Genomic DNA, 20,555 nt, shown 5'->3' with positions numbered 1-20,555 from the left:
GAGCACGAGTTGCGACCACCGCCGGGCGGTCGGGCCTGAATCAGTTGGCGCACTGATGTTTCCGCCAAGGCTGGCACAAATTGACAGGCTCAGCACGGCGGGCCACTATAACGTCAACAGTGTAGATATAAGGGGTGACGGGTGCAGCGTGAATACGGTCGCAGTCCCCGTGTCACACGGGGACTGCGACGACGCTCAACTGCGGGCGGCTATCAGCTCACGGCCGAGCGAATCATTGATGCCGCGACGAATCTCCTTGAGCGTCGCGGCCCAGAAGGGCTGAGTGCCCGTAAGCTCGGCATGGCCCTTGGCGCCGATCCAACGGCGATCTACCGTTATTTCACCGGCATGGACGACATCGTGCTGGCGGTCGCTGACCGCCTCCTGGGCAGGGCGATCGCAGGTTTTGTTCCCGACAGCGACTGGCGTCTTGCGTTGCGTGAGCTCGCCTGCCGGGTACACCGCGTATACGTGGCCCACCCCCACGTGGCGCAGGTAGCGTTCTGTCGCGTGACACGACGGCCTAACGAGTTGGCATTCGTGGAAACCGTGCTCAGAATTCTGCGCGAGGCGGGATTCAGTACTGATGAAGCGGTGCTTCGTTATCGGGCCTTGGCCGACACCATGCTCAGTTTCGCGGGACAGGACGCCGGTGCCGAAGTATTGCCAGCCGAAGTCCTTGAAGGTGACGATTCGGCGTGGCGCGCCGCTTACAGCGAGGTGAGTTCCGATACCCACCCCTACATCAAGGAAGCGCGCGGGCTGCTGGCCGAGCAGATGCCGATAAGTTCCTTTGTCACCGCATTGGACTTCCTACTGGCCGGATTCGGTAACCCGCGCAACAACTGATACGCCACGGCGCACTGCGGTTACGTCTGCCGCCACGCGTCGGCTTTCAGGGGCCGGCTAGGCGAAGGGGCGCGGGCCCCGGCTGCCCACTGAATTCGGACAGACTCCGAGTATTAAATATATTGATGCCCTTGATGTTTCACCTAGACTCCAAGAATCGTCGGTCTGATGTCCTTTGTAGGCCGGCCATGAAGCCTGCGATCCGGGGGCGTGACGCAGCTGAACAGTCTGGGCTGCACGGTCAAGAGCAAACTGGATTTCCGGCGGGTTAAAAATACGAACCTGCTCACGGAAAGCACCTTTCGGCGTTTTCGGAGCTTATGTCAACGGGGTAGACGCTAACGCCGGTCTGGTCTTCTATTTGTCCTTATCTCGTTAGGAATCGAATAGCGGCTCAGCGCTGGCCTTCCCGAAAGGAACTCAAATGAAATCAGTTGGTCTCCGGCGGTTTAGGCACGGAGCCTTCATGCGATGTGTCTGGATCGTTGCGAGCGTGACCGGCTTACTTATCGCTGGAACCGGAACGGCGGCAGCGGGTCTGGACGATGAACTCAGCTTGGTGGACGGCAAGGGCCGGACTTTGACGATCCAGCAGTGGGATACGTTCCTCAACGGTGTATTTCCGCTGGACCGCAACCGGCTTACCCGTGAGTGGTTCCACTCCGGCCGTGCGGTGTTCGCAGTCACGGGACCGGATTCTGAAGCGTTCGAGGGCACACTGGAACTTGGCTACCAGGTGGGCTACCCGTGGTCGTTGGGCGTGGGTCTGAACTTCAACTACACGACCCCGAATACGTCGATCCTCTATGGCATTCCGAGCGTATTTCCCAATGGCGGTCCAGAGGCCTCTTACGTACAGACCACGAATCTGCTACCTAGTGCGGGTATCAACGTCGATCTGGGCAACGGTCCCGGAATCCAGGAAGTGGCCACGTTCTCCGTTGCGGTCACTGGAGCGAAAGGCGCTGTTGCAGTGAGCAATGCGCATGGCACCGTTACCGGGGCTGCAGGCGGCGTGTTGCTGCGTCCTTACGCCCGGCTCATCAGTGGGGCGGGGGACAGTGTGACCACCTACGGTGAAACCTGGGACATGAAGTAGCCCGGGAGTACCGAGCATAAGTGCCACCCTCACATCGCGCTCCAGCTGTCGTTTGCGCCCAGTATCACCATGAGCGGTGTGGGCCATCATGTCGGGAAAGTTACTTGGGGTCGTCGGGAGTCGCCCACGCACTGACGCCAGTTGTTATGGGGCGCAGATCGGTTAGGTACGCAGGTCGATCGCTTCCAGATCCAGACTGCCCGGTCTGGCTCGTCGCCTGAATAGGATCCGCTGGTACGTTAGGAGGCTGCTGTGGGGTGCGCGTTGTGTTCGTTAGCGAGATGGGTGGCGACGATATCGGTGATGTCGCCGAGTGTTTCGAGTTGCTCGGGGGTTAAGAGGTCGATGAAGCAGTGCCGGACGGCGCGAACGTGCAGGGGTGCGGCAGCGGCGATTACGGCTCGCCCGGCCTCGGTGATGCTGGCATTGAAGCCGCGTGCATCGTCATCGCACGACTGGCGCTCGACGGTGCGCCGTGTTTCCATGCGGTTGATCTGATGAGAGATGCGACTGCGTTCCCATCCAAGTATTTGACCGAGGTCGCGAAAACGCATGCGCCCAGTGGGCGTCTCGGATAACGCAACCAAGACTGCGTAGTCGGCCGCCGACACTCCGGAGTCGCGGGCAAGCTGGCGGCCCAGCTCCGCGGTGAGTTCATTGCTGACCAAGTGAAACCCACGCCATGCTCGCTGCTCGCGCGCGTTGAGCCAGGTCTTGTTCGCCACGGATGCAACACTACCAAGTTGTTGACATGTCACCTAACATCCTTCTAGGTTGTTGATGTAACAACAAAATCCGCTGCATAAGTCGCCAACAAAAGGAAGTCCGGCATGTCTGACTCGATCGAAACCACAGTGGCTGCGCACCTCGACGCATGGAACGCGCCCGCAGGATCCGAGCGTGACCGTGCGGTTGCGTCGATCTACACCGACGACGTGTTTGTTGGTGAACCTCAGGCAGCTTTGACCGGCCATGCCGGCGTGGCGCAGGCGATCGATGGTTTACAGACAGGCGTCCCCGGCGCCGCCCTCACGCGAACCGGTTCCATACAGGTGGTCCAGGATCTCGCTACATATACGTGGGCGTTGGGGCCGGTCGGTGGTACTGCGGTCGCAGCCGGGCGCGACGTACTGGTCCTTCGCGGTGGGAAGATCTCGAGTTTGTACGTAATCATCGACGGCCCTGACGCCTAAGGGAACGACACGACTGCCGTGCATTTGGGGGATGCCCGAGCCGCCGTCCTAACGAAACACCGCGTTGCGGGGCAACGGCAGATCAACAGGACGTGAGGTCAGGAACGTCCTTAAAGGGGTCCGGGAGAAGGCTAGTTCGCGGCGTTGAATGCGTCCACGATTTCAGCGGGGATGCGTCCGCGTGAGGAGATGTCGTGTCCGTTCTTGCGGGCCCATTCTCGGATCGCGGGGCTCTGCCCGCGATCCTCGGTGCTGCGCCCTCGGCTCGATTTTGAACCACCTCGGTTACGGCGGCCCTCGCGGCGCGCATGCTCGATCCAGGTCAAAAGCTGGCTGCGAAGCTTCTCGGCATTCTTGGAAGAAAGGTCGATCTTGTAAGTGGTGCCGTCAATACCGAATTCGACGGTTTCGTCGGCGAGAGCTTTGCCGTCGATGTCGTCGACTAGTGTGACCGTGACCCTTTTCGCCATGAGTCTTTCCTTCCGGTTAAAGACAGAAGTTGCGGCGCCTGCACCGGGGTGTGAGGCCGCCCCGGATTGGTGCGCCACGCCGCCTGCGTCGTCAATTGTAGCTAAGTAACTTGCCCAACAGGGTTGTTGACATACGCACGACTCTTTACCGCGGCACCAGAGCCTGTGTTAAACAGCACTTTCTGTGTCGGCGGCCAAGTGTCTGGCCAACCATAGAGATGGAAGCGCCTTGCCCTGCAGCTCAATTCAGTGCTGGCCGGCGTGATCGGCGGTGCCGCAGCGCACATGTAACTAGATTAGTGTGCCTGCCCGGCGTGCTTCCCGGGAGGCGCAGGGATGCCCGAACTTTCGTATTTACACGCAGGTTTCGAATTCTGGTGTGCCAATTTCGGTGTCCTGATTAGGGTCCGTTCCGGGTGAGTTTTCCGAGGTGAGTCACCTGGAAGTTGCCGACTTGGGCATCTGGACTTGCTGCGAGCGGCCTCGGGCACTGTGTGCGGTAGTGACACGGTGCCCGGCGGCGTCTAGCCTGACGGGCAAACAATAAGCGGTTCGAAGGGATTGGTTGTCACTGTGTCTGATGGAAGCAGCAAGCGCCGTGCGTTGATCATCTTGTCCTCTGCCCGTAGATTGCCGCTGAGCTCACCGAAGTCAGTGCCCTCGATCCCGATTGGCTTCTTCCACGTCGAGCTGGGGCAGGTGCTTGCCGAGTTCGAAGACGATTACGAGTTCACGCTCGCTACGCCCGATGGGGAGTTGCCGCAGATCGACACGAACGGCTGGTCTATCCCCTGGCATGCGACCGATCAGATGACTTGGGTTTACGGGAACTCCGTTGCGGAGTTCACCGACCCGAGTTTCACAGTTGAGGGCTTCCGGGCGAAGTACCCGGAGCTCGTGGATCGGCGGGCCCGGGAGCTCGACCTACTCAAGAGGCACCTGGGGAGGCTGCCGGTCACCGAGCCGTTGGCCCACACCGACGCCGAAAACCTCGCCTATCGGCAGGAAGTGCTCCCGCAGATCCAGACATGGCCAGTGAAAAAGTACTTCTCGCTCCCGGAGCTGGTACGCAAGCACCGCGATCCCGACGACGAGTTCAGTTTCGCCGACTTCGATTTCATTCATGCGCCGGGTGGTCACGCCCCGATGGTCGATTTCCACAAGAACCCCTGGATGGGCGAGGTGCTGCACATAGCCAGGGAGAACAAGGTGTACATCTCCCTGATCTGCCATGCGCCGATTGCCTTGACCTCCACCAATTTTCGGGTCGACGAGAACGAGCAGCCTTATGCGGTGCGCGAGAACCCGTTCTGGGCCGCCGAGGTCACCACAGTGAGTACCACAGGCGAAACCGGCATGCTCGACTACGGCTATGTCAATATCCCCGGCGAACTCACTCGCCTGGAGTACTTCGTGGACGAGGGATTACGCGAGGCCGGCTTCAACGTCATCGCCGCGACGGTGCCGACCTCACTGTTCCTGCTGCCGAGCCCCGAGCTCGGGCTGGTCACGGGCAACGGCCCGCAGACAGTCGACATCCAGGCGTCCGACATCCGCGGCAGAGTCACCAGATAACCGCGTGTTCGTGAAGTGCAGATTGCAGAAAGTTGCGGCGACGCCGCCCGAGATCTACCAGCGCAAGTTGTGAATCTTGAACTTTCTTTTGTTTTCCCGTCATGAACGCCAGGGCTAGCGTGGAGGCGTTCTCGGGCGTAACTGACATATGAAACCTCGAAAATGGAAGGGCCACCAAGCCGATGGAATGGATCAGCTGGTTGAGCAGCCCGCGGAGACGATCAAATGACTGATACAGACGCAGCAGCCGGGCGGGTGGCGATCGTAACCGGGGGTTCGCGCGGTATTGGGCGTGAATGCGCTGAACGGCTCGCCGCTGACGGATACGCCGTCGCAGTGGTATTTGCGGGCAATCAGGCCGAGGCCGACAGCGTTGTGCAGGCCATCGGTGATCATGGTGGCCAGGCATTGGCGATCAAGGCTGATGTCGCGGACGAGGCAGATATGGCCGAGGCATTCACCACCGTCGAGCGGGAATTCGGGGGTGTTGATGTAGTGGTGCACGCCGCCGGTGTTATGACGCTGGCGCCCTTGGCGGATATGAGCCTTGAGGACTTCGACCGCATGCACCGGGTCAATGTACGGGGAACGTTCATCGTTGATCAGCAGGCTGTGCGCCGGATACGGGCGGGAGGGGCCATCATCAACTTCGCCAGTTCCGTGGTTGACCTGGCGCTGCCCACCTATTCGGCGTACGCGGCGAGCAAGGGGGCAGTCGAAGCTATGACGCTGATCCTGGCCCGTGAGGTCCGCGGGCGCCGGATAACCGTCAATGCGGTATCGCCTGGCCCGACGGCAACGGCGCTGTTTCTTGATGGCAAGGACGAAGCCACTATCGAACATATGGCGGCCCAGCCACCGCTGGAGCGCCTCGGCACACCCGCTGACATCGCTCAGGTGGTCACGTTTCTGGCCAGCCCCGGCTGCTGGATCAACGGTCAGGTGATCCGTGTCAACGGCGGAATCATCTAAGGCGCAACCAACTTCGCAGCGGCGCTGCCCGTGAAGTCCCGTCGGCCCAACTGCTCGCCATAAAATTTTAGGAGACCTATGTCCAAGATCATTATCATCAGCGGGGCCTCGAGCGGATTCGGCGCTCTGAGCGCCCGCGCGCTCGCAGATGCCGGCCACACCGTCTACGCCGGGATGCGTGATACCGGCGGCCACAACACTGCCCAAGTTACTGCCGCCGCCCAGTACGCCCAGGACCACCGCGTTGACCTGCGCACCGTTGAGCTAGACGTTTCGTCACAGGAATCTGCCGATGGTGCCGTTGCTTCGGTGCTTGCCGACAGTGGGCGCCTGGACGTTGTGATCCACAACGCCGGGCACATGGTCACCGGCCCCGCTGAAGCGTTCAGCCCAGAGGAATTCGATGCCATCTATGACACGAATGTCCTTGGAACACAAAGGCTTAACCGCGCCGCGCTGCCTGTGCTGCGCTCGCAGGGGCAGGGCCTGTTGCTCTGGGTTGGCAGCACTAGCACCCGCGGCGGCACCCCGCCCTACCTTGCCCCGTACTTCGCGGCCAAAGCAGCCATGGACGCCTTGGCCGTAAGCTACGCCGCCGAGATATCCCGATTCGGTGTGGAGTCCACCATCATTGTTCCGGGCTCATTCACCCACGGCACCAACCACTTCGCCAACAGTGGCCGCCCCGCTGATACGGCAACTGTCGCCGCATACGAACAGCGCTACCCCAACTTGATGCAGCAAGTCAGTGAACGTCTAGCCGAGCTTGCGCCACCAGATGCCGATGTCGCCGACGTCGCCGCCGCGATCGTCGACGTCGTCGCAATACCTCACGGCAAGAGACCATTCCGTGTTCATATCGACCCAGCCGACGACGGTGCCGCTGTCGTCAATGCAGTCGCCGACCGGATCCGCACCGAATTCCTCACCCGGATCGGGCTGGCTGATGTACTACACCCAACAGGCACCGCCAGCGCCTAGAAGCCAAGCTCGATCGTTGCAGGCCAGGTGTCGCGACGGGTAGTTTCGTCGTTGCGGCACAACTTGATCCGGAAAATATATGGAAGTTAGGGAGGCTATTTTGGTTTCGCCCACAAAAGATCTGGAGTTGGTGTCCGACGATGCTGTGCGGGCTGCGTTGGCTGCCTGGCAGGCACGTGATAGCGCCGGTTGGCTGGCAGCCTTTGTAGACCAGCCCTCTTTGACCGATGACGGCCAGCCTCGCGACTTCAGTGCGTTCAGCGCTGAAATCGGCAACGAGTACTTCACCGACATTGAGCAGGTCGACGCTGAGGGACGCACCGTGACCGGACACTTCCACAGCGAAACCTGGGGAGACTTCCGGACCTTTTTCCGCTTCGTTCTCGGCAGTGAAGGTAAATTCGAACGGTTGGAGATCGGACAGGCCTGACTGACCCCGACCGGCAAGCGGTAGCGGCCCGAAGGCAGGCGCCACCAGGTGCTGTGAAGGCTATTCTGATGCCCCGATCAACCCCTGCCGGTATCGCCAAGAACCCACTCACATTTTCGGCAATAGGTTGGCCGCGTGTGTGAGGGAGTCGATGATCTCGCCTACAGGAGCGATATCGCGGGCGCGGTGAGCGCGGAAATCCCAGGAAACGCTGCCTCCGCCAGCCGGGATGACAAAGGCGCCCCCAAGTTGTGCGATGTCGCCGGTCGATTGGATGGGGTATGTCCCTTCCCTAGCCAGCCGCAGCAGATGCGGCAGATTGGCCGGTCCAAGCGTGCCGATCCGGCTTCGCCACAACCCCATCGTCCGGTATAGCGTCTGGTCTGCGGTCGTGAGAATAGGGAACTGGGCGCCGGTGTTTTTACGGAAGGCAAACCCCTGGATGGGGGTGCCCAGGCCGATCAGCACCACAGCGCCGACTGCGTCGATCTCTGCCTGCCGGGCGGTCAGGCTTTTGGCCTGTTTCTGGGCGGTTGCGCTGCCGAACTGCTGCAGGAACACCAGCGCAACCGGCCTTTCCGTCCAGTACTCCTGTAGCTCATGCCAATGGTGGCGATCATCGAGAAGTCGCTCGTTCGCGATGACGTCAACGCGAGTCATGGTCTATAGACCTGCTTTCGCTGGAGTGCCTTGTTCTTCTCTTGCAGACAGGGTTCCACCCTTGCCTTGCTGCAGCGCGAGTCCCGGGTTGTGGGTGAATGGCGCTCGTCCTGTACCTAAAGTCCGGCGTGCTGCGTTGTGGTAGTAGCCCCAAGTATCGAAACCGAAGAAGAATGAGAAGACGCGATCCACCACCGGGGTTTTGACCAGCCTGGCGGCCAGACGTATCAGTAGGGTGCCGATCTTCGGGCGGATCGTCATCCTCGACAGATCCGAGATTTCCCGCACATACGGGGACATCAGCGGGATCGCCGCCCAGGTCAAAACCCGGGCTCCCACGCTGATCGGAAGCATCGGCCACAACGGGAATAGTGGCGGGTGCAGCAGGAAGTCGATCATCTCTTGGGCTGGCCGTGTGAATGCCACGATCTGCTCCTCGGCGTCTTGCACCCATTTCCGGACCTCCTCCGGAGTGAGTGGAAGCTCCCCCGAGGGGATCCCCAGAAGTTCCGCAACGATGTGCTGCTCAGCATAGAAGTCGCGTTCGTCCTGCTCTGTGGCATCGGGATCGCCGAATGCCTTGTATGCACGCCACAGGTGAGGCCAGCCCATCACATAGGTGAACTTCAGCGCTTCGACGTGGTTGGCGCGGTATGACTCGCCGGTCGACGGCAACTCGCCGTTGACACGGGAATGGCGGCGGAACAGATCCCGGCCCAGCCGATCGGCCATCGCGGTATCCCCAAACACCGCGCCCGAGAAGAACTGCAGACTGCGCCGAACCCGACCGAGGGTGTCTGTGTAGTAGACGGAGTGTTGCCCCACTCCGTATCCGCCGACCGGGTCCAGCGTGGCGATAAACAGCCCCGACATCGCGCCCATGCCGGACACAACCAGGTTGTTGTAGATCTTCCAGCTGATCGAGTCCGGGCCAAAGTACCCATCGTCGATACGCTCGGCGCGCGCCATCTTCAACGCCCTGCCACCATCGTCGCCATGCAGCCGAAGTAGCCAGTCCCACTTTGGATCATCTCCGGAATCCGTATCACCCATCCGGTGCAGAGCGTTCGTCTTAGGACTCATCCAATATCTCCTTCACACGTCCATCCGGCGCGAAGTAACACCGCTGAATAAATACGGGTACTGACAGTATCAGTAACAATACTTCCGGATATATGCAGACCACGGCAAGAGTTGGGACGGTTGACGCCCCTGGGGGCGGCTCGATGATTGGCGCGGGCGTTCAGGAAGCAGGAAAAGAATTCCCTGAAAGGCTTGCGTCTAATTGATTGGGGAGATCATTCCACCATTGACATAGATGGTCTGCGCAGTAACCCACCGCGTTTCCGGTGCGGCCAAAAACCTCATGACGGGCACAACATCCTCAGGGTCGCCGAGTTCGCCCGTGACCGTTTGTCCTTTGAGCCATGTCAGCGTGTCCTCGGTTTCGGCGCCGTACAGAAAGCTGGTCTTCTGGGGTCCTGGGGCAATACAGTTTACCGTGATTCCCCGTGATCCAACCTCTTTCGCGAAAGCCTTTGTGAAGTGTTCAACGGGTGATTTACTTCCAGCGTAGGCAGAGTAAGTAGCTGCCGTCACCGCGACTTGGGTGGTAACCATGTTGATAATTCTGCCGTTGTCGGACATCTTCGAGTATGCTTCTTGCATAAGAAAAAAAGGAATCTTTGCGTTCACTGCGAATGAGTTGTCAAACTCCGCCTCGGTTGTTTCCACGAGCGGCTTCCGCACGATTACACCTGAGGTATTAACCAGGATGTCCCACCTGCCAAAATTCTCAATAGCCACATCAACTAACTCAGTTATTTGGCTGTTGTCAGTCAGATCTGCCTGATGCGAAATGGCCTTGACGCCTAGTTTTTCAAGCTCTTGAACAACCCCGTCAGCTTCTTCGCTGCGCCGTGGGCTGTTGTAGTGCACCAGGATATCGGCGCCGTCTGAAGCCAAGGAGTGCGCAAAGAGACTGCCAAGATTTGCTGATCCTCCAGTAACTAGGGCGAGCTTACCTGCTAGTGGACCTGACATGTGAGACCTTTCGTATTCAATAGATAGATCAATACACTTAATCAAGATATCGGAACAACTCGCCCGGAAAATTGTCGTAAAATCTCATAACGGATGGCAATGTGAATAATTTCGAGAGCAACGCATGTGAGCGATTGGTCAAGATAAGGCATAGCGACCAGGGAGTCGGGCTAAGCCGCAAATCCACATACAATCAGCGTTCGAATCGCCGTGCCCGGAATGTTTTCCGCCGCCCGCCAGGAAGGTCATTTCTCTGCTTCAGGCGTTTCTGCGGATTGGACCTCCCTCAGTTTTGTCGACTGGGATGTCAGTAAGGTACACCGCCATGGCGCGGTCTGCCTTGGGAGTTCAGCAGAACAAATAGAAGTTTGAATACCACAAGCACAACTTGTGAGTGTCTCAGCCGAACATTCGGTACGTGACGCGCCCAGCACCTTCACAAGTTCCACCTAGCGAACGGACGCTCACGGTGAGCGGCCTGCAGCCTCGGACGGTCACGCCCTGTCCGTCGACCGGCGAAGGAACTGGCCTGCCCCAACGGGAGGCGGCGGCCGGCTGGCCTGCAAGCGGACGGTGCATATGTATGTAAAGCAGTCCCCAGTTCCGGTTGCTGCTAGCAACGACTCGAACGCCCGACCTTCTGATCAAGAACTGTTACCGCCGATAAGCGCTTTGCCACAGACGATTCCGCAAGACGGAATATCGGTAGATTCGGGTGACTCGTAAAAACGTCGTGCCGTACCTATTCCGATATCAGGCGGCGGATCGCGGCTGTGACCAGGGCGTGGTCGGGGTCAGTGACGGCCGCTCGCTGGCTGATCTCACGGTAAGAGGGTGCGCGCTCGGCGTATGGCCCATGACACCTACTGCCTTCTGAAACACCTGATACGCCGCAGCGCGAATCGCCAGCGCGCATGATCACCGCAGATCGCAGTGGTGTGGCCTTCGTAGGCCACTAATGCATGGCAGTGGTTGCGTGTAGGTGGGCTTTGGCGAGTGCGAGTACCCATTGCGCGCCGGTCATTGTTGGTGGCGGGTTGAGCCAAGCCTCGCTGATGGCGGGTGCGGATTCCTCACGTAGCCAATTGATTACGGCGCAGGCGTGTTCAGTGTCATCGGCTGGTGGTTGGGTTGTGTCCAGGGGGATGTTTCTGTGTTGGGCTGTGAGGCTGAGCCCGTCTTGTATCTGGGCGGTCCATTCGTAGACGAGGTCGGATGCTCTAGTGCCGCGTGGCGTGGGCGGACCCAGATCGGGAAACTGGGCTTCGAGTGCTCGATGTAGTGGGGCCAGGAGTTGTAGCTCGCGGCGAGCCTTGCGTCGTGTTTCCCAGGGTGGCCAGATGATTGCGGCAAGGAAAAGCGGGGGCGCGGCCAGGCCGGGTGCTATCTGAAATAGTAGGTAGTGACTTGGCGGGACCGGTTTGGCTAGATGTAGGGCCAGGGGGGTCCATATTCCGCCGTGAATCACTGGGAATAGTTGGAATACTGATGCGGCCGTGAGGAATCGCATGCCTTTGCCTGCGGGGGACTGGTCTGCTGCGCGCAGTCCTAGCAGTATGAGATGGGCGAATATCGCCGCGGCGTAGGCGTGCGTGATGATGGTCGCTGCTATCAGTGGGGTCTGGTTACTGATGGTACCGATCGCATAGGGGCTGCCGTCGGGGATGGTCGCGGTTGCGCTGATGAGCAGGACGACAGTAAGCGTTAGTAACGCAGATCCGGTGATTACGCGAATGACTTTGCGCAGGAAGGACTCTCGCGCAGTCGTGAGGCTTAGTACGAATGCGTGCAGGCTCGCTGCCGGAACGATGATCGTGCCGGCAGCGAGCTGGAATGCCTGCAGCGTGTCCGGGAGTGCGGCCCAGATGTATTCGATATCCGATAGCACCCAGAACCACAGCGACGTGACGAATGCTGTGATGGCGGCGCCGGGGATTGACGGGTGCAGCCACAGGCGCCATATCCGGTAGATCACCAACGGGAAGGTCGCCACGAGCACGACGAAATGAAGAATCTGCACGTCAGTTCAGGGCGTCATCGATGCGGTGCCGTGACAGCCTTTCTCCCTCGGCGGCAGCACGTTCCAGGCGGCGTAGCAGCAGGCTGGCGAACCTTTCGGCGGCGACTTCTTCGCGTGGCCAGGCATGGGTTTCATCGCAGGAGCGTTGCAGCATGTAGGCCACCAAATCAGTGGAGGCAGCCTGCATCTGGCTGTTGAGGTAATCGGCGACGGGTTGTCCGTGATGTCCAAGAGCGATGTGTCCGAGTTCGTGGGCAATCGTTCGCTCGCGTGAGAGCTCGCCGGGCCGGATCCGCAGCACGTCCCGATCGGGGAACGACAACCACTGACCGAACACCCCCGCTGGCAGGACTTCATCCTCAATGGTGATCGACTTGCCGCGGTGCAGCCCCCAGGCTTGGATCAAATCCTGTACCGATGAGGTTTCAGTTGGGGCACTCGCGAGCACCTCGTTCACTGCAGACCGGATCTGGGAAGCCGCCAACCATCCGGTGCGCGCCAGTATTTGGCCCAGAACAGGATCTTGCCGACCGCGCACCTGCTCAAGCTAGCAAATCAGCCGCGCGTTCGGCAAAGGCTGCGCGAATCGTCCACAAGAGAAAGTTGTGGATAGCCCAGTGTCGTCCTCCGAGAGTTGTGCTCCCGCAAGTGTTCAAAGGTGGATGATCGGAGCCAGACGACAGTCGGCTTGGCCGACTTCCAGTAACTGCGGACGCACGGGGACCCAGGTTCGCTGCCCTTCTGGGCTGTTCTTGCCGCAATGGCCTCTCGATGGCTAACTTGTGGGGATGTCGGGTTGGCGGAGTCATTGGCGTCGGGCGGGCCGGTCCTCGGCTGACGGCGAACAGTTGGCGGTTGTTGCTGCGGTAGACGCGGTATTGGCCGGGCTACCGGTCTCGAACTGTTCGGTGTCTTCGGTGGCCCAGGCGTGGATGAACGCGGCCGGTCGGTCGTTGACGATCCAGGATGTGGTGTTGCCAGCGGGGGTGTTCGGGCGGTGGTTGTCGTTGCCGGATCGCGACGTTGTGCAGGTGGGAATTGGTGTGGTGGGCCGAGATCGCACGATCGCGCATGAACTGGGGCACATGGTGCTGGGACATCGGGGCCGCCCGGTGACCGAGTATGTGGAGGGGCTGGTGCAGGCGGCGTCTTCGGACTTGATTGCGCATATGTTGCAGCGGGCGTGCTGTGATGACAATCAGGCCATCTCGGGAGTGTGGCGGCAGGACGAGGTGGCTGCCGAGTGGTTCGCGGGGCTGTTGACGCGCCGGGTGGAGGCCGGCTATCGGCGCAGGCCCGGGTGGGGCCATGGCCTTGACGACGCCATCGGATGACGCTGTCGTCGGTCGTCGCGGCCTGGGATCAGTTGCCTCCGGGATTGGGGTTTCTACCGGTCGCCAACGCGGTGATATTGGTAGGCCTACTGCCTGTGATGGCCTATCGGGTGTGGCGGTGGCGGCAGCACCGCTCACCTGCGACGGCGATGACAGCGGTCGCGGCCGGCGGGTTGTGGCTGTGGGTTCTGCTGAGCTGGTGCTGGGAGTTTCTGCCGCCGGTCATACAAGCTATGGAGATATGCGGTGGCCCGGGTGTGATCATGGTGTCTGTTTTGCAAGTGTTCGTCGTCAGCCTTCGCCGTAAGATCCAGTCGCGACAAATGTGGCTTGTCGCGGCGGCCGGATCGAGTGTGCTTGCCGTGATGGCTGCTGCGATGATGGTCGGCAACGCCACATCGCTGGATCTGCTTTCCTATCGGTTCGATGTGGCCGGCCACCCAAACAATGCGGGTCTGATAGTGGCACTTGTTGCCGCGAACCTGTACATCGCGGCGGTGCTTGTGCAGGTGGTCTGGCTCGGCCTGCGTAGCGCCGACAACACCCCTACAGGGTGGGGAGTGGGACTATTGGCGGTCGGCTCAGCATCATGCCTGGTATCGGTGGCCCATGACGGTATCGCCATGCGCAGCACCGCCGCCGGCGATCCTGGGTTTGTGTGGTTCAAGGCCGTACCGGCAGTTGTCGCTGTGCTCTGCATCGTGGCCGGGTTCACAGCTCCGCCGCTAGTGCTGTACTTACAGGCGCGCCGAAAACAGCGCCAGCTCAACCCGATCCGCCAACACCTGATCGATGCTTTGCCGAACCTGGATGCACCACTTGCCCCAGGCATCAGCCACACAGATGTGGTTCACGAGTGGTGCAGCCAAATCCAGGACGGGCTCACCCTCACCGCACAGCAGCGCTACACGCCATTGTCGGGCGCCGTGCCGCCGACGATGTTGAATGAGCGGGCCGACGCAGTGGCCGGCTGGCTGGCGGGCATTCCGGAACCAAACCTGAACTGCCAGTGGCTGACCACGCCAGAAGCGGTGACCGGACAGGCCTGGATGTTGGCGATCGCCGCGGCGTACCAGCGCTACGTCTCGGAGGTGGGTTTGTCGGGCAGTCCTTCGGCGGTGCGTAGGTGATTGACCATGTCGGCAACGACTTGGCGCGCCCCTTCTGAGAGGCCGTAGCTGCGTTCGGCGATCTCGCGGACTTTCGAATCACGCAGCTGCACAATCAAATCTAGGTCTTCATCAATCTTCTTGGCGTAAGTGGCGTCGTAGAAGTAGGCGGGGCTGACCTTGAAAAATGCCGCTAACGCGGTGACAATTTCGGGTTTGGGGTTGGTGCGGGTGCCGTTGCGCAGGTGCGATAGGTAGGGCACCGAGATCTTGACATCGTGTTCGGCGATCCCGGCTACAACCTCGGCGAGGTTGTAGGGACCGCGCCCCGCCGGGTGCACGGTCTCCATCAGATGAGCTATCCGCTCCGAAAACTGCACCACAACTCTTGCCTCTGCGTATCTGCTTGCGTACCGGTCTTGTCCCCACAGTATCTGCCCTTGCGGAATCTACTGTAGCCACCTTCGCTTGATGTCTCAAGGACATCACTTGACAGTCACGTTTTACTAACCGTACAGTTCTGTTAGCTGTAGGGGTTCCCGCAGTCGTATATCGCACACCCGCTTCGGCGGTATAGGTCACGGGAAGGCCTGTCACACATGTCAATAACACGATCACCACTGCAGCGCGCGACCGGCGTCGCGGCAGCCCTGAGTGTTGCGATCGCAGCGGCGTCTGCCTCGACTCTGGCGGGTCTGGCTAGCGCTGATCCGCAGGTGATGCCCGATCAGCAGCAGCAGTTTGTGACCGATGACGGCTGGACTGTTGGGTTGACGATGACCAATGAGGTGATCGATCACATCGACAACATCGCCGGGGCGAGCAACTCGTGGCAAGCCCGGGTGTCCTATCGAGCCGAGGCCACCATCAGCGGTGCTGGTGCGGCGGTCATTCAGGACGCACAGCTGGAGACCGGGTACTTCGTGGGCTGCCGCACCGATTCGTCCTCGGGTGTGGAACTCGGCGGCGACCTGGGTTTGACGCTTAGCCAGCAGCTGTCCGGGCAGGCTTACGGCGGGGCTTATGGCGGTGGCCAAGGCGGCTCGGGAGGTGGCGGTGGCCAGGGTGGCGGTTTTGGTGGTGTCTCCGGTGGTGCCTCGGTGGGAGCGCAGGAGCACATCGGCGGATACATGCGTGTCGTGCTCAAACCTGGCGGTTTGGCGCAGCTGCCGATGGACCGAATCAACTTCCGAAACATGCACGCCGTATCCCAAGTACGTAACCAAAACGTGGAAGCCGACGGCTGCGGCGGCCAGGTGAAGATCCAGTCCTTCGCGACATTCCGGATCCGCACCGAGAACGGCAACGACACCCAAACCGTCTACGGCGAGCCGAAAGACCTGTGATGACAAAAACTTCCACAACAACGCCACTGCTGCGACGCGTGATATTGGTGGGCCTTGCGCTGCTGGCGGCCACATTCGTGGTCCTGCCCACCGCCGGGTTGAAAATGACCGCCGGCGTAGCGGCAGCTGACCCGAATATCCCGACTCCGCCGCCGTTGCCGGCGCCGCGGGAGATGCCTGCTGATGCGCCGCGCATCAACAACATTGGCGGCGCCAAGGTTTCGTCGTCAGCCCCACAAGGGGAGGGTAACGGCATGGGCCAGCCGTTGGCTGCCGCACGTGAGCTGTCGAGTTTCACGGTGCCGATGTTCGCCAAGGACGGCATCTTCTTCCCGACCACCTGGGCCGGCAAGAACATCGCGATCCATCTGCCGGGGGAGATGACGCTGCAGGCCGCTGCGTGGTCCGGTGATGGGGGAGCGACCTACGCATCGAATGATGTTGATTACCAGGTGGTCCCGTTCTCCGGTGGTGGTGGCGACATCGTCATCCGCCGCAAAACCATCTTTTCGCCCTCGGATATGGCCGTCGGGGTGAAGATTCCCGAAGGCACCCATCTACGTCAAGGCACCAACGTGGTCTTGGTCGAATCTGACGCACACCCCGGCGCCCCGTCGCGAACCATTGGCACGTTCTCGATCCCGGTGGCCCGTGACACCAATCGCGCCGCGATCGACGTGACTCCGGGTATCGGGCCGGGCTTTCCGAAACAGACCAACATCCTGATCAACCTGGGCCAGGCCAACATCTTCGCCTTCCCCATCGAGATCACCCTGTCCTACCGCGCCTCCAACACCCCCACCTCCGGAGCCCTGACCGCGGACTGGGACGGTATGCCCGGAGGAGTCAACGCACCGCAGGTGATCGCCAAACCGGCCGACTATGTCACCGACCCCTCGGGCCAGTACCGGCCGTCCGCGGTGGACCCCGTGCTGTATGCGCAGCGCCATAGCGGCGGCTGCCAGGGCGGACCCAACGAGTTCCGGTCCGCGGACGGGCGCGCTGCTGACTTCACGGTGGCCTGCCAGCGCCAGCAGATGTGCCTGGACGCCGTGCCGTCGAACACCTCGCCTGATGTCTGCAACAACACCTTGTTCGCGAACATGTCGACTAACTGCACCTCCGCATTCGGGCAGCAAGGCGACGAGTACGACACCTGCCAGCGCGTGGCCAGCGATGAGGTGGCCTGGGTCAAAGCCAACATGCTCACCGGGCCCCTGTGTCAACCCATCACGCCGGCGGCCGATACCCGCAGGCTGCCCTCAAATAACAACCGGTACTGCCGATGACGCCGCCAACGGGTTGGAAGTCCATGTCATACAACGAGTTCGATGAGCCTGACGACCGTTTTCCGTTAGTCAGTCCGGCGACAGTGCACGCGATAGGAAGGGCCGTCTCATGGTTATGAGTGATAAGTGGCGCATGCCGATTGGGTTACGTAGAGCATCTGCGGTCGTCGCGATCGCTGCGCTGGCCTTCGGCGGGGCCAAAGTAGTGGGTGATCACACTGAACCGGGTAGCGGGTTTTCCACAGTCGCCACCGTGGGCGCCGACCCTACAGGGCCAACAGGGCCCGGTGGCGGCGGCGGGATGACTGGGCCTCCCGGAGGAGGTAGCCAGTTCCAGCCGCCGTCGATGCCATCGCAGCCGGACTACCAGGGCGGCAATCAGCCGCCGTTGGACCAGACCGGCGGCGTCAACATCTACAACACGCCAGCTCAGGGCGCTCCCCAGCAGCCAGGGCAGGCTAATAGCCCGCAGCAGGGCCTGCAGCCGGGCCAAAACGCAGACGGCACATGGCAGCGGGCGGCGAATGGAGAACAGCAGCCGATCGATCATGGACCGGCGGAATACACCCAGGGGCCGGGTGAACCGAACCCCGACTATCAAGCACCCCAGCAGGGTTCACCGCAGCAAGGCCAGCAGTCGTCCCAGCAGGGGCAGCAGCCAAGTCAGGCTCCAACGCAAACCCAACAGCCTCAAACACCGAAGCCATCGGCAACGCAAGAGCCGGAACCATCGGATGGTAATCAAGATACGGATCGGATGCTGGATTGTGTGATGAGCGCTTCAAGTTCTGCCTTTGTTCCTTCGGGGTTTGACGGCATGATTAGAGGTGGTATTCGATTAGCGGGCTTTCAGCAAGATATACCCAGTGCTGATGGCACCTGTAGAAAATGCGACCCTGAGAGGGTCAAGCAATTTGATCGAAACTGCGACACAAGTTACCGCCCTGGAATATCGGTCAGTCGAGATAAAGTCTTCATGATGCCCTGCGGGTATATTTATGATCCTGATAGCAAGGTGACAGACCCGAACAAAAAGTCTCTCCACGACTACTGCACGAAGTCAGAAGACGCCCCTACGGGAGCAGATTTCGCCTATTCCTGTGCACGACATGACATGTGCTATGAATCTGAAGACAACACCTTCCGTGATAGTACCTACCATTTGTGCAACGTTGCGTTTCACGCTGATATGTCCGAGGCCTGCGATGTTGCGTTTCCGGTGGAAAAATGGTCACCTTCGACCTGGTCGAATGGTCCAGATCTAGCGATATGCCAGGCATTCTCGGATTCGTACTACACAGTCGTAGAATTAGCCCACCAATGGTAAATAAGAGGAAATCTATGAAATGGGCCGGTCTTGTTGTTTTGGCACTGTCCTACTGGACCACGGTCCTACTGCTGTCTCGTCACGGCCTCAGCTGGCCGCGCTGGCTCTTCGTCGTGGCTGCCATTACGGGGATTCTGTTGCTGCATAGATGGCCGCGTTCGGCTAATGTGCGATGGACCTCGGTGGCCTCTGTTTCGCTGTTGGTGCTTTCGCTGTGCCTTGATGTTTGGAGTACCTGGTACCTTGCGTCGAAGGGTCAATACGCCGGAACTTATATTGGTATTGGCATGGTGCGACTGTTGTCGTTCGCGATGGCCTTCGCGGGATTGATCGTCTTTCCAACACACGTCGTGGATGATCCGACTGCGCCGAAAGATCTATCGAGACTGACTAGACGTGGGTTCGCCGTATTTGGTGTAGTTGTTCTGGTATGTGTATCGTGGATAACTATTCGCAGTTGTACGACAGATACCCAGCCGGCGGCTCCGCGCAACAAGGTGATAGGGGATTTCGATAAGATTCCCGGCGAATTTGTTGGAACGGGTGAAGGAGTAGGCGGCTGCGTCAATCTCTCAGGTAAATCGCCCGATGATCCGTTCGCTCAGATCTTACCCTGCGTATCGCGTGAAGCGAACTACAGAATAGTGCAAGTCGCTACTACGCCCAATCAGTGTGTGTCGGACGCTGATCAGCGTTACTATTCGCGAGCAGGAAAAGTTGAATTTACCTACTGTCTCGATTACAACTGGAGCAGGAGCGATTGTGTAAAGATGGCTAGTGGGCAAATCTGGTTTGCAACAAAAGTAAGTTGCGATGATGTTCAATCTTATCCAGTTGAGAAGCCGTTCTCTGTGATTCTCGAAACGGCATCCTTGGCGCAATGCCCGAATGGCGGTTGGGCTCATCCGAAAAGAAAGTTCACTGTCTGCACAACGACGTTGACTATCAGATCAAGATAAAAGGATGAACCGAATCCCCTTCCGCGTTTGGAACTGGAGAAATTCTGCCGCCGTTATGGTCGATCCCATTGGATCGACTTTACTCCTAACCAAAACACGTTGTCGAGCGAGAATAGTGGACCGCGTCGGCCGACATCCCGTACACAGCGTTTTCGCACACCAGCATGTCCACCGCTGCGCCGCTGTATTCATTTAGCAAGGCGAACAGCGCTGAAGTCGAGTTGGGCGTCGAGCAGCTGCCGGAAGTCGCGGCGCCCTGAGATTCATGGCAGCAATTGTGCTGTTCTCATGGTTCTGATCCGCAGGACTCCTAAACGCCAGCTGAGCAGTTTTCGATGGCACGGCGTGTCGCATTCTCCGAGTAGGCGAGGGGCGGTCCCGATGATTTGCTCATCGAAGAACACCGTACGCCACCGGCCCTGAGGGCACGGAACTCATGGGGCGCCAGCGTTCGATGCCGAATAGGGGAGGTACACCTGTGGGGACTCGACGAGGAAACCGTGAGGGAACTTTCTACCAGCGCGCCAACGGCCGGTGGGAAGGAAGGTGCGCTACACCATGTGCGAGGACAGGCGCACCGCATGTCCGCGTACGGCGCGACTGCAAGCTCGCCAAGGCTGCGCTCGAGGCGAAGATCGGGCGTATTCACGGCAGTCTTGCTGTCATCGATTCGGCGTCACCTCTATCATCCGTCGCATTCAATTGGCGGACAAGGGTACTTGCGGTCAGCGACAAGGGCCAGTCCACGAAAGACGTCGACGCAAGCCCCTTCAGATTGCACATCGAGACCAGTACCCTCGCAGACATATCTCTGTCCGAGCTGACGACACTTGACGTGGAGGAGTGGATCCTGCATTGCAACGAGATCGGGGCATCACCATCGAGCATGCACATCGACT

Annotated in this window: 21 protein-coding genes; 13 read left to right on the top strand and 8 right to left on the bottom strand. The window is 59.9% G+C overall.

Annotated elements, in window-relative coordinates; translation table 11 throughout:
- Positions 1–141: 141 nt before the first annotated feature.
- Both MLB1_RS19820 and MLB1_RS19815 read left to right on the top strand, forming a co-directional pair.
- Positions 142–849: a TetR/AcrR family transcriptional regulator C-terminal domain-containing protein gene (locus tag MLB1_RS19820; RefSeq protein ID WP_180751539.1), complete on the top strand. Its 708-nt coding sequence runs from the start codon at positions 142–144 to the stop codon at positions 847–849.
- A 466-nt stretch (positions 850–1,315) separates the two neighbouring features.
- Positions 1,316–1,948, top strand: coding sequence for an MspA family porin (locus MLB1_RS19815; RefSeq protein WP_180751538.1), 633 nt, complete (start codon positions 1,316–1,318; stop codon positions 1,946–1,948).
- A 239-nt stretch (positions 1,949–2,187) separates the two neighbouring features.
- On the opposite strand, the gene MLB1_RS19810 is transcribed toward MLB1_RS19815, so the two are convergent.
- On the bottom strand, positions 2,188–2,673 hold the full coding sequence (locus MLB1_RS19810; protein WP_180751537.1) for a MarR family winged helix-turn-helix transcriptional regulator: 486 nt from the start codon (positions 2,671–2,673) through the stop codon (positions 2,188–2,190).
- Positions 2,674–2,778: 105 nt separating this feature from the next.
- On the opposite strand from MLB1_RS19810, the gene MLB1_RS19805 reads away from it, so the two are divergent.
- Entirely contained in the window at positions 2,779–3,141 is a 363-nt protein-coding gene (locus MLB1_RS19805; protein WP_180751536.1) for a nuclear transport factor 2 family protein, read from the top strand.
- Between the two features lie 131 nt (positions 3,142–3,272).
- Here the strand turns inward: MLB1_RS19805 and MLB1_RS19800 are convergent, their stop codons facing one another.
- Positions 3,273–3,611, bottom strand: coding sequence for an Lsr2 family protein (locus MLB1_RS19800; protein WP_180751535.1), 339 nt, complete (start codon positions 3,609–3,611; stop codon positions 3,273–3,275).
- Between the two features lie 573 nt (positions 3,612–4,184).
- On the opposite strand from MLB1_RS19800, the gene MLB1_RS19795 reads away from it, so the two are divergent.
- From MLB1_RS19795 to MLB1_RS19780, 4 genes are all read left to right on the top strand, one after another.
- Positions 4,185–5,186: a hypothetical protein gene (locus MLB1_RS19795; RefSeq protein ID WP_371750663.1), complete on the top strand. Its 1,002-nt coding sequence runs from the start codon at positions 4,185–4,187 to the stop codon at positions 5,184–5,186.
- A gap of 225 nt (positions 5,187–5,411) precedes the next feature.
- Positions 5,412–6,158 (top strand): SDR family oxidoreductase, encoded by a 747-nt coding sequence (locus MLB1_RS19790; protein ID WP_180751534.1) that lies wholly within the window; start codon positions 5,412–5,414, stop codon positions 6,156–6,158.
- Between the two features lie 78 nt (positions 6,159–6,236).
- Positions 6,237–7,139, top strand: coding sequence for an SDR family NAD(P)-dependent oxidoreductase (locus MLB1_RS19785; RefSeq protein WP_134147436.1), 903 nt, complete (start codon positions 6,237–6,239; stop codon positions 7,137–7,139).
- Between the two features lie 100 nt (positions 7,140–7,239).
- Entirely contained in the window at positions 7,240–7,569 is a 330-nt protein-coding gene (locus tag MLB1_RS19780) for a hypothetical protein (RefSeq protein ID WP_180751533.1), read from the top strand.
- Between the two features lie 108 nt (positions 7,570–7,677).
- Here MLB1_RS19780 and MLB1_RS19775 read toward each other — a convergent pair whose 3' ends face one another.
- The 5 genes from MLB1_RS19775 to MLB1_RS19755 all read right to left on the bottom strand — a co-directional run bounded on the left by MLB1_RS19775 (position 7,678) and on the right by MLB1_RS19755 (position 12,830).
- Positions 7,678–8,229, bottom strand: a complete 552-nt coding sequence (locus MLB1_RS19775) for a peroxiredoxin-like family protein (protein ID WP_134147438.1) — start codon at positions 8,227–8,229, stop codon at positions 7,678–7,680.
- A 3-nt stretch (positions 8,230–8,232) separates the two neighbouring features.
- On the bottom strand, positions 8,233–9,312 hold the full coding sequence (locus tag MLB1_RS19770) for an oxygenase MpaB family protein (protein ID WP_134147440.1): 1,080 nt from the start codon (positions 9,310–9,312) through the stop codon (positions 8,233–8,235).
- Between the two features lie 198 nt (positions 9,313–9,510).
- Positions 9,511–10,272 carry an SDR family oxidoreductase gene (locus MLB1_RS19765; protein WP_134147442.1) on the bottom strand — a complete coding sequence of 254 codons (762 nt, stop codon included), beginning with the start codon at positions 10,270–10,272 and terminating at the stop codon, positions 9,511–9,513.
- A 955-nt stretch (positions 10,273–11,227) separates the two neighbouring features.
- Entirely contained in the window at positions 11,228–12,292 is a 1,065-nt protein-coding gene (locus MLB1_RS19760; protein ID WP_180751532.1) for a hypothetical protein, read from the bottom strand.
- Between the two features lies 1 nt (position 12,293).
- Positions 12,294–12,830 (bottom strand): ImmA/IrrE family metallo-endopeptidase, encoded by a 537-nt coding sequence (locus tag MLB1_RS19755; RefSeq protein WP_371750662.1) that lies wholly within the window; start codon positions 12,828–12,830, stop codon positions 12,294–12,296.
- Between the two features lie 394 nt (positions 12,831–13,224).
- On the opposite strand from MLB1_RS19755, the gene MLB1_RS19750 reads away from it, so the two are divergent.
- Both MLB1_RS19750 and MLB1_RS19745 read left to right on the top strand, forming a co-directional pair.
- Positions 13,225–13,626 (top strand): hypothetical protein, encoded by a 402-nt coding sequence (locus MLB1_RS19750; protein ID WP_358147952.1) that lies wholly within the window; start codon positions 13,225–13,227, stop codon positions 13,624–13,626.
- The gene (locus MLB1_RS19745; RefSeq protein WP_180751531.1) at positions 13,623–14,756 is read left to right on the top strand and encodes a hypothetical protein; all 1,134 of its coding nucleotides are present in this window, start codon (positions 13,623–13,625) and stop codon (positions 14,754–14,756) included. The genes MLB1_RS19750 and MLB1_RS19745 overlap by 4 nt, the downstream gene beginning before the upstream one ends.
- Here MLB1_RS19745 and MLB1_RS19740 read toward each other — a convergent pair.
- Positions 14,705–15,118: a helix-turn-helix transcriptional regulator gene (locus MLB1_RS19740; RefSeq protein WP_180751530.1), complete on the bottom strand. Its 414-nt coding sequence runs from the start codon at positions 15,116–15,118 to the stop codon at positions 14,705–14,707. The two genes, MLB1_RS19745 and MLB1_RS19740, sit on opposite strands and share 52 nt — an antisense overlap.
- Positions 15,119–15,334: 216 nt before the next feature.
- On the opposite strand from MLB1_RS19740, the gene MLB1_RS19735 reads away from it, so the two are divergent.
- The 4 genes from MLB1_RS19735 to MLB1_RS19720 all read left to right on the top strand — a co-directional run bounded on the left by MLB1_RS19735 (position 15,335) and on the right by MLB1_RS19720 (position 19,656).
- Positions 15,335–16,081, top strand: coding sequence for an MspA family porin (locus tag MLB1_RS19735; RefSeq protein WP_371750661.1), 747 nt, complete (start codon positions 15,335–15,337; stop codon positions 16,079–16,081).
- Entirely contained in the window at positions 16,081–17,370 is a 1,290-nt protein-coding gene (locus MLB1_RS19730) for a hypothetical protein (protein ID WP_180751529.1), read from the top strand. The genes MLB1_RS19735 and MLB1_RS19730 overlap by 1 nt, the downstream gene beginning before the upstream one ends.
- A 109-nt stretch (positions 17,371–17,479) precedes the next feature.
- Entirely contained in the window at positions 17,480–18,697 is a 1,218-nt protein-coding gene (locus MLB1_RS19725; RefSeq protein WP_180751528.1) for a phospholipase A2, read from the top strand.
- 14 nt (positions 18,698–18,711) lie between these two features.
- On the top strand, positions 18,712–19,656 hold the full coding sequence (locus MLB1_RS19720; protein WP_180751527.1) for a hypothetical protein: 945 nt from the start codon (positions 18,712–18,714) through the stop codon (positions 19,654–19,656).
- The last annotated feature ends 899 nt before the right edge of the window (positions 19,657–20,555 follow it).

This window comes from Mycobacteroides sp. LB1 (assembly GCF_013449725.1).
Classification (GTDB): domain Bacteria; phylum Actinomycetota; class Actinomycetes; order Mycobacteriales; family Mycobacteriaceae; genus Mycobacterium.
The sequence above is the reverse complement of the archived record's forward strand: the minus strand, read 5'-3'. Positions and strand labels throughout refer to the sequence as shown.

Excerpts from the sequence above, each read along its gene's own strand:
- MLB1_RS19815 (WP_180751538.1), top strand. The coding sequence starts at position 1,316 with ATGCGATGTGTCTGGATCGTTGCGAGCGTGACCGGCTTACTTATCGCT.
- MLB1_RS19805 (WP_180751536.1), top strand. The coding sequence starts at position 2,779 with ATGTCTGACTCGATCGAAACCACAGTGGCTGCGCACCTCGACGCATGG.
- MLB1_RS19800 (WP_180751535.1), bottom strand. The coding sequence starts at position 3,611 with ATGGCGAAAAGGGTCACGGTCACACTAGTCGACGACATCGACGGCAAA.
- MLB1_RS19790 (WP_180751534.1), top strand. The coding sequence starts at position 5,412 with ATGACTGATACAGACGCAGCAGCCGGGCGGGTGGCGATCGTAACCGGG.
- MLB1_RS19785 (WP_134147436.1), top strand. The coding sequence starts at position 6,237 with ATGTCCAAGATCATTATCATCAGCGGGGCCTCGAGCGGATTCGGCGCT.
- MLB1_RS19775 (WP_134147438.1), bottom strand. The coding sequence starts at position 8,229 with ATGACTCGCGTTGACGTCATCGCGAACGAGCGACTTCTCGATGATCGC.
- MLB1_RS19770 (WP_134147440.1), bottom strand. The coding sequence starts at position 9,312 with ATGAGTCCTAAGACGAACGCTCTGCACCGGATGGGTGATACGGATTCC.
- MLB1_RS19765 (WP_134147442.1), bottom strand. The coding sequence starts at position 10,272 with ATGTCAGGTCCACTAGCAGGTAAGCTCGCCCTAGTTACTGGAGGATCA.
- MLB1_RS19750 (WP_358147952.1), top strand. The coding sequence starts at position 13,225 with ATGAACGCGGCCGGTCGGTCGTTGACGATCCAGGATGTGGTGTTGCCA.
- MLB1_RS19745 (WP_180751531.1), top strand. The coding sequence starts at position 13,623 with ATGACGCTGTCGTCGGTCGTCGCGGCCTGGGATCAGTTGCCTCCGGGA.
- MLB1_RS19735 (WP_371750661.1), top strand. The coding sequence starts at position 15,335 with ATGTCAATAACACGATCACCACTGCAGCGCGCGACCGGCGTCGCGGCA.
- MLB1_RS19730 (WP_180751529.1), top strand. The coding sequence starts at position 16,081 with ATGACAAAAACTTCCACAACAACGCCACTGCTGCGACGCGTGATATTG.
- MLB1_RS19725 (WP_180751528.1), top strand. The coding sequence starts at position 17,480 with ATGGTTATGAGTGATAAGTGGCGCATGCCGATTGGGTTACGTAGAGCA.
- MLB1_RS19720 (WP_180751527.1), top strand. The coding sequence starts at position 18,712 with ATGAAATGGGCCGGTCTTGTTGTTTTGGCACTGTCCTACTGGACCACG.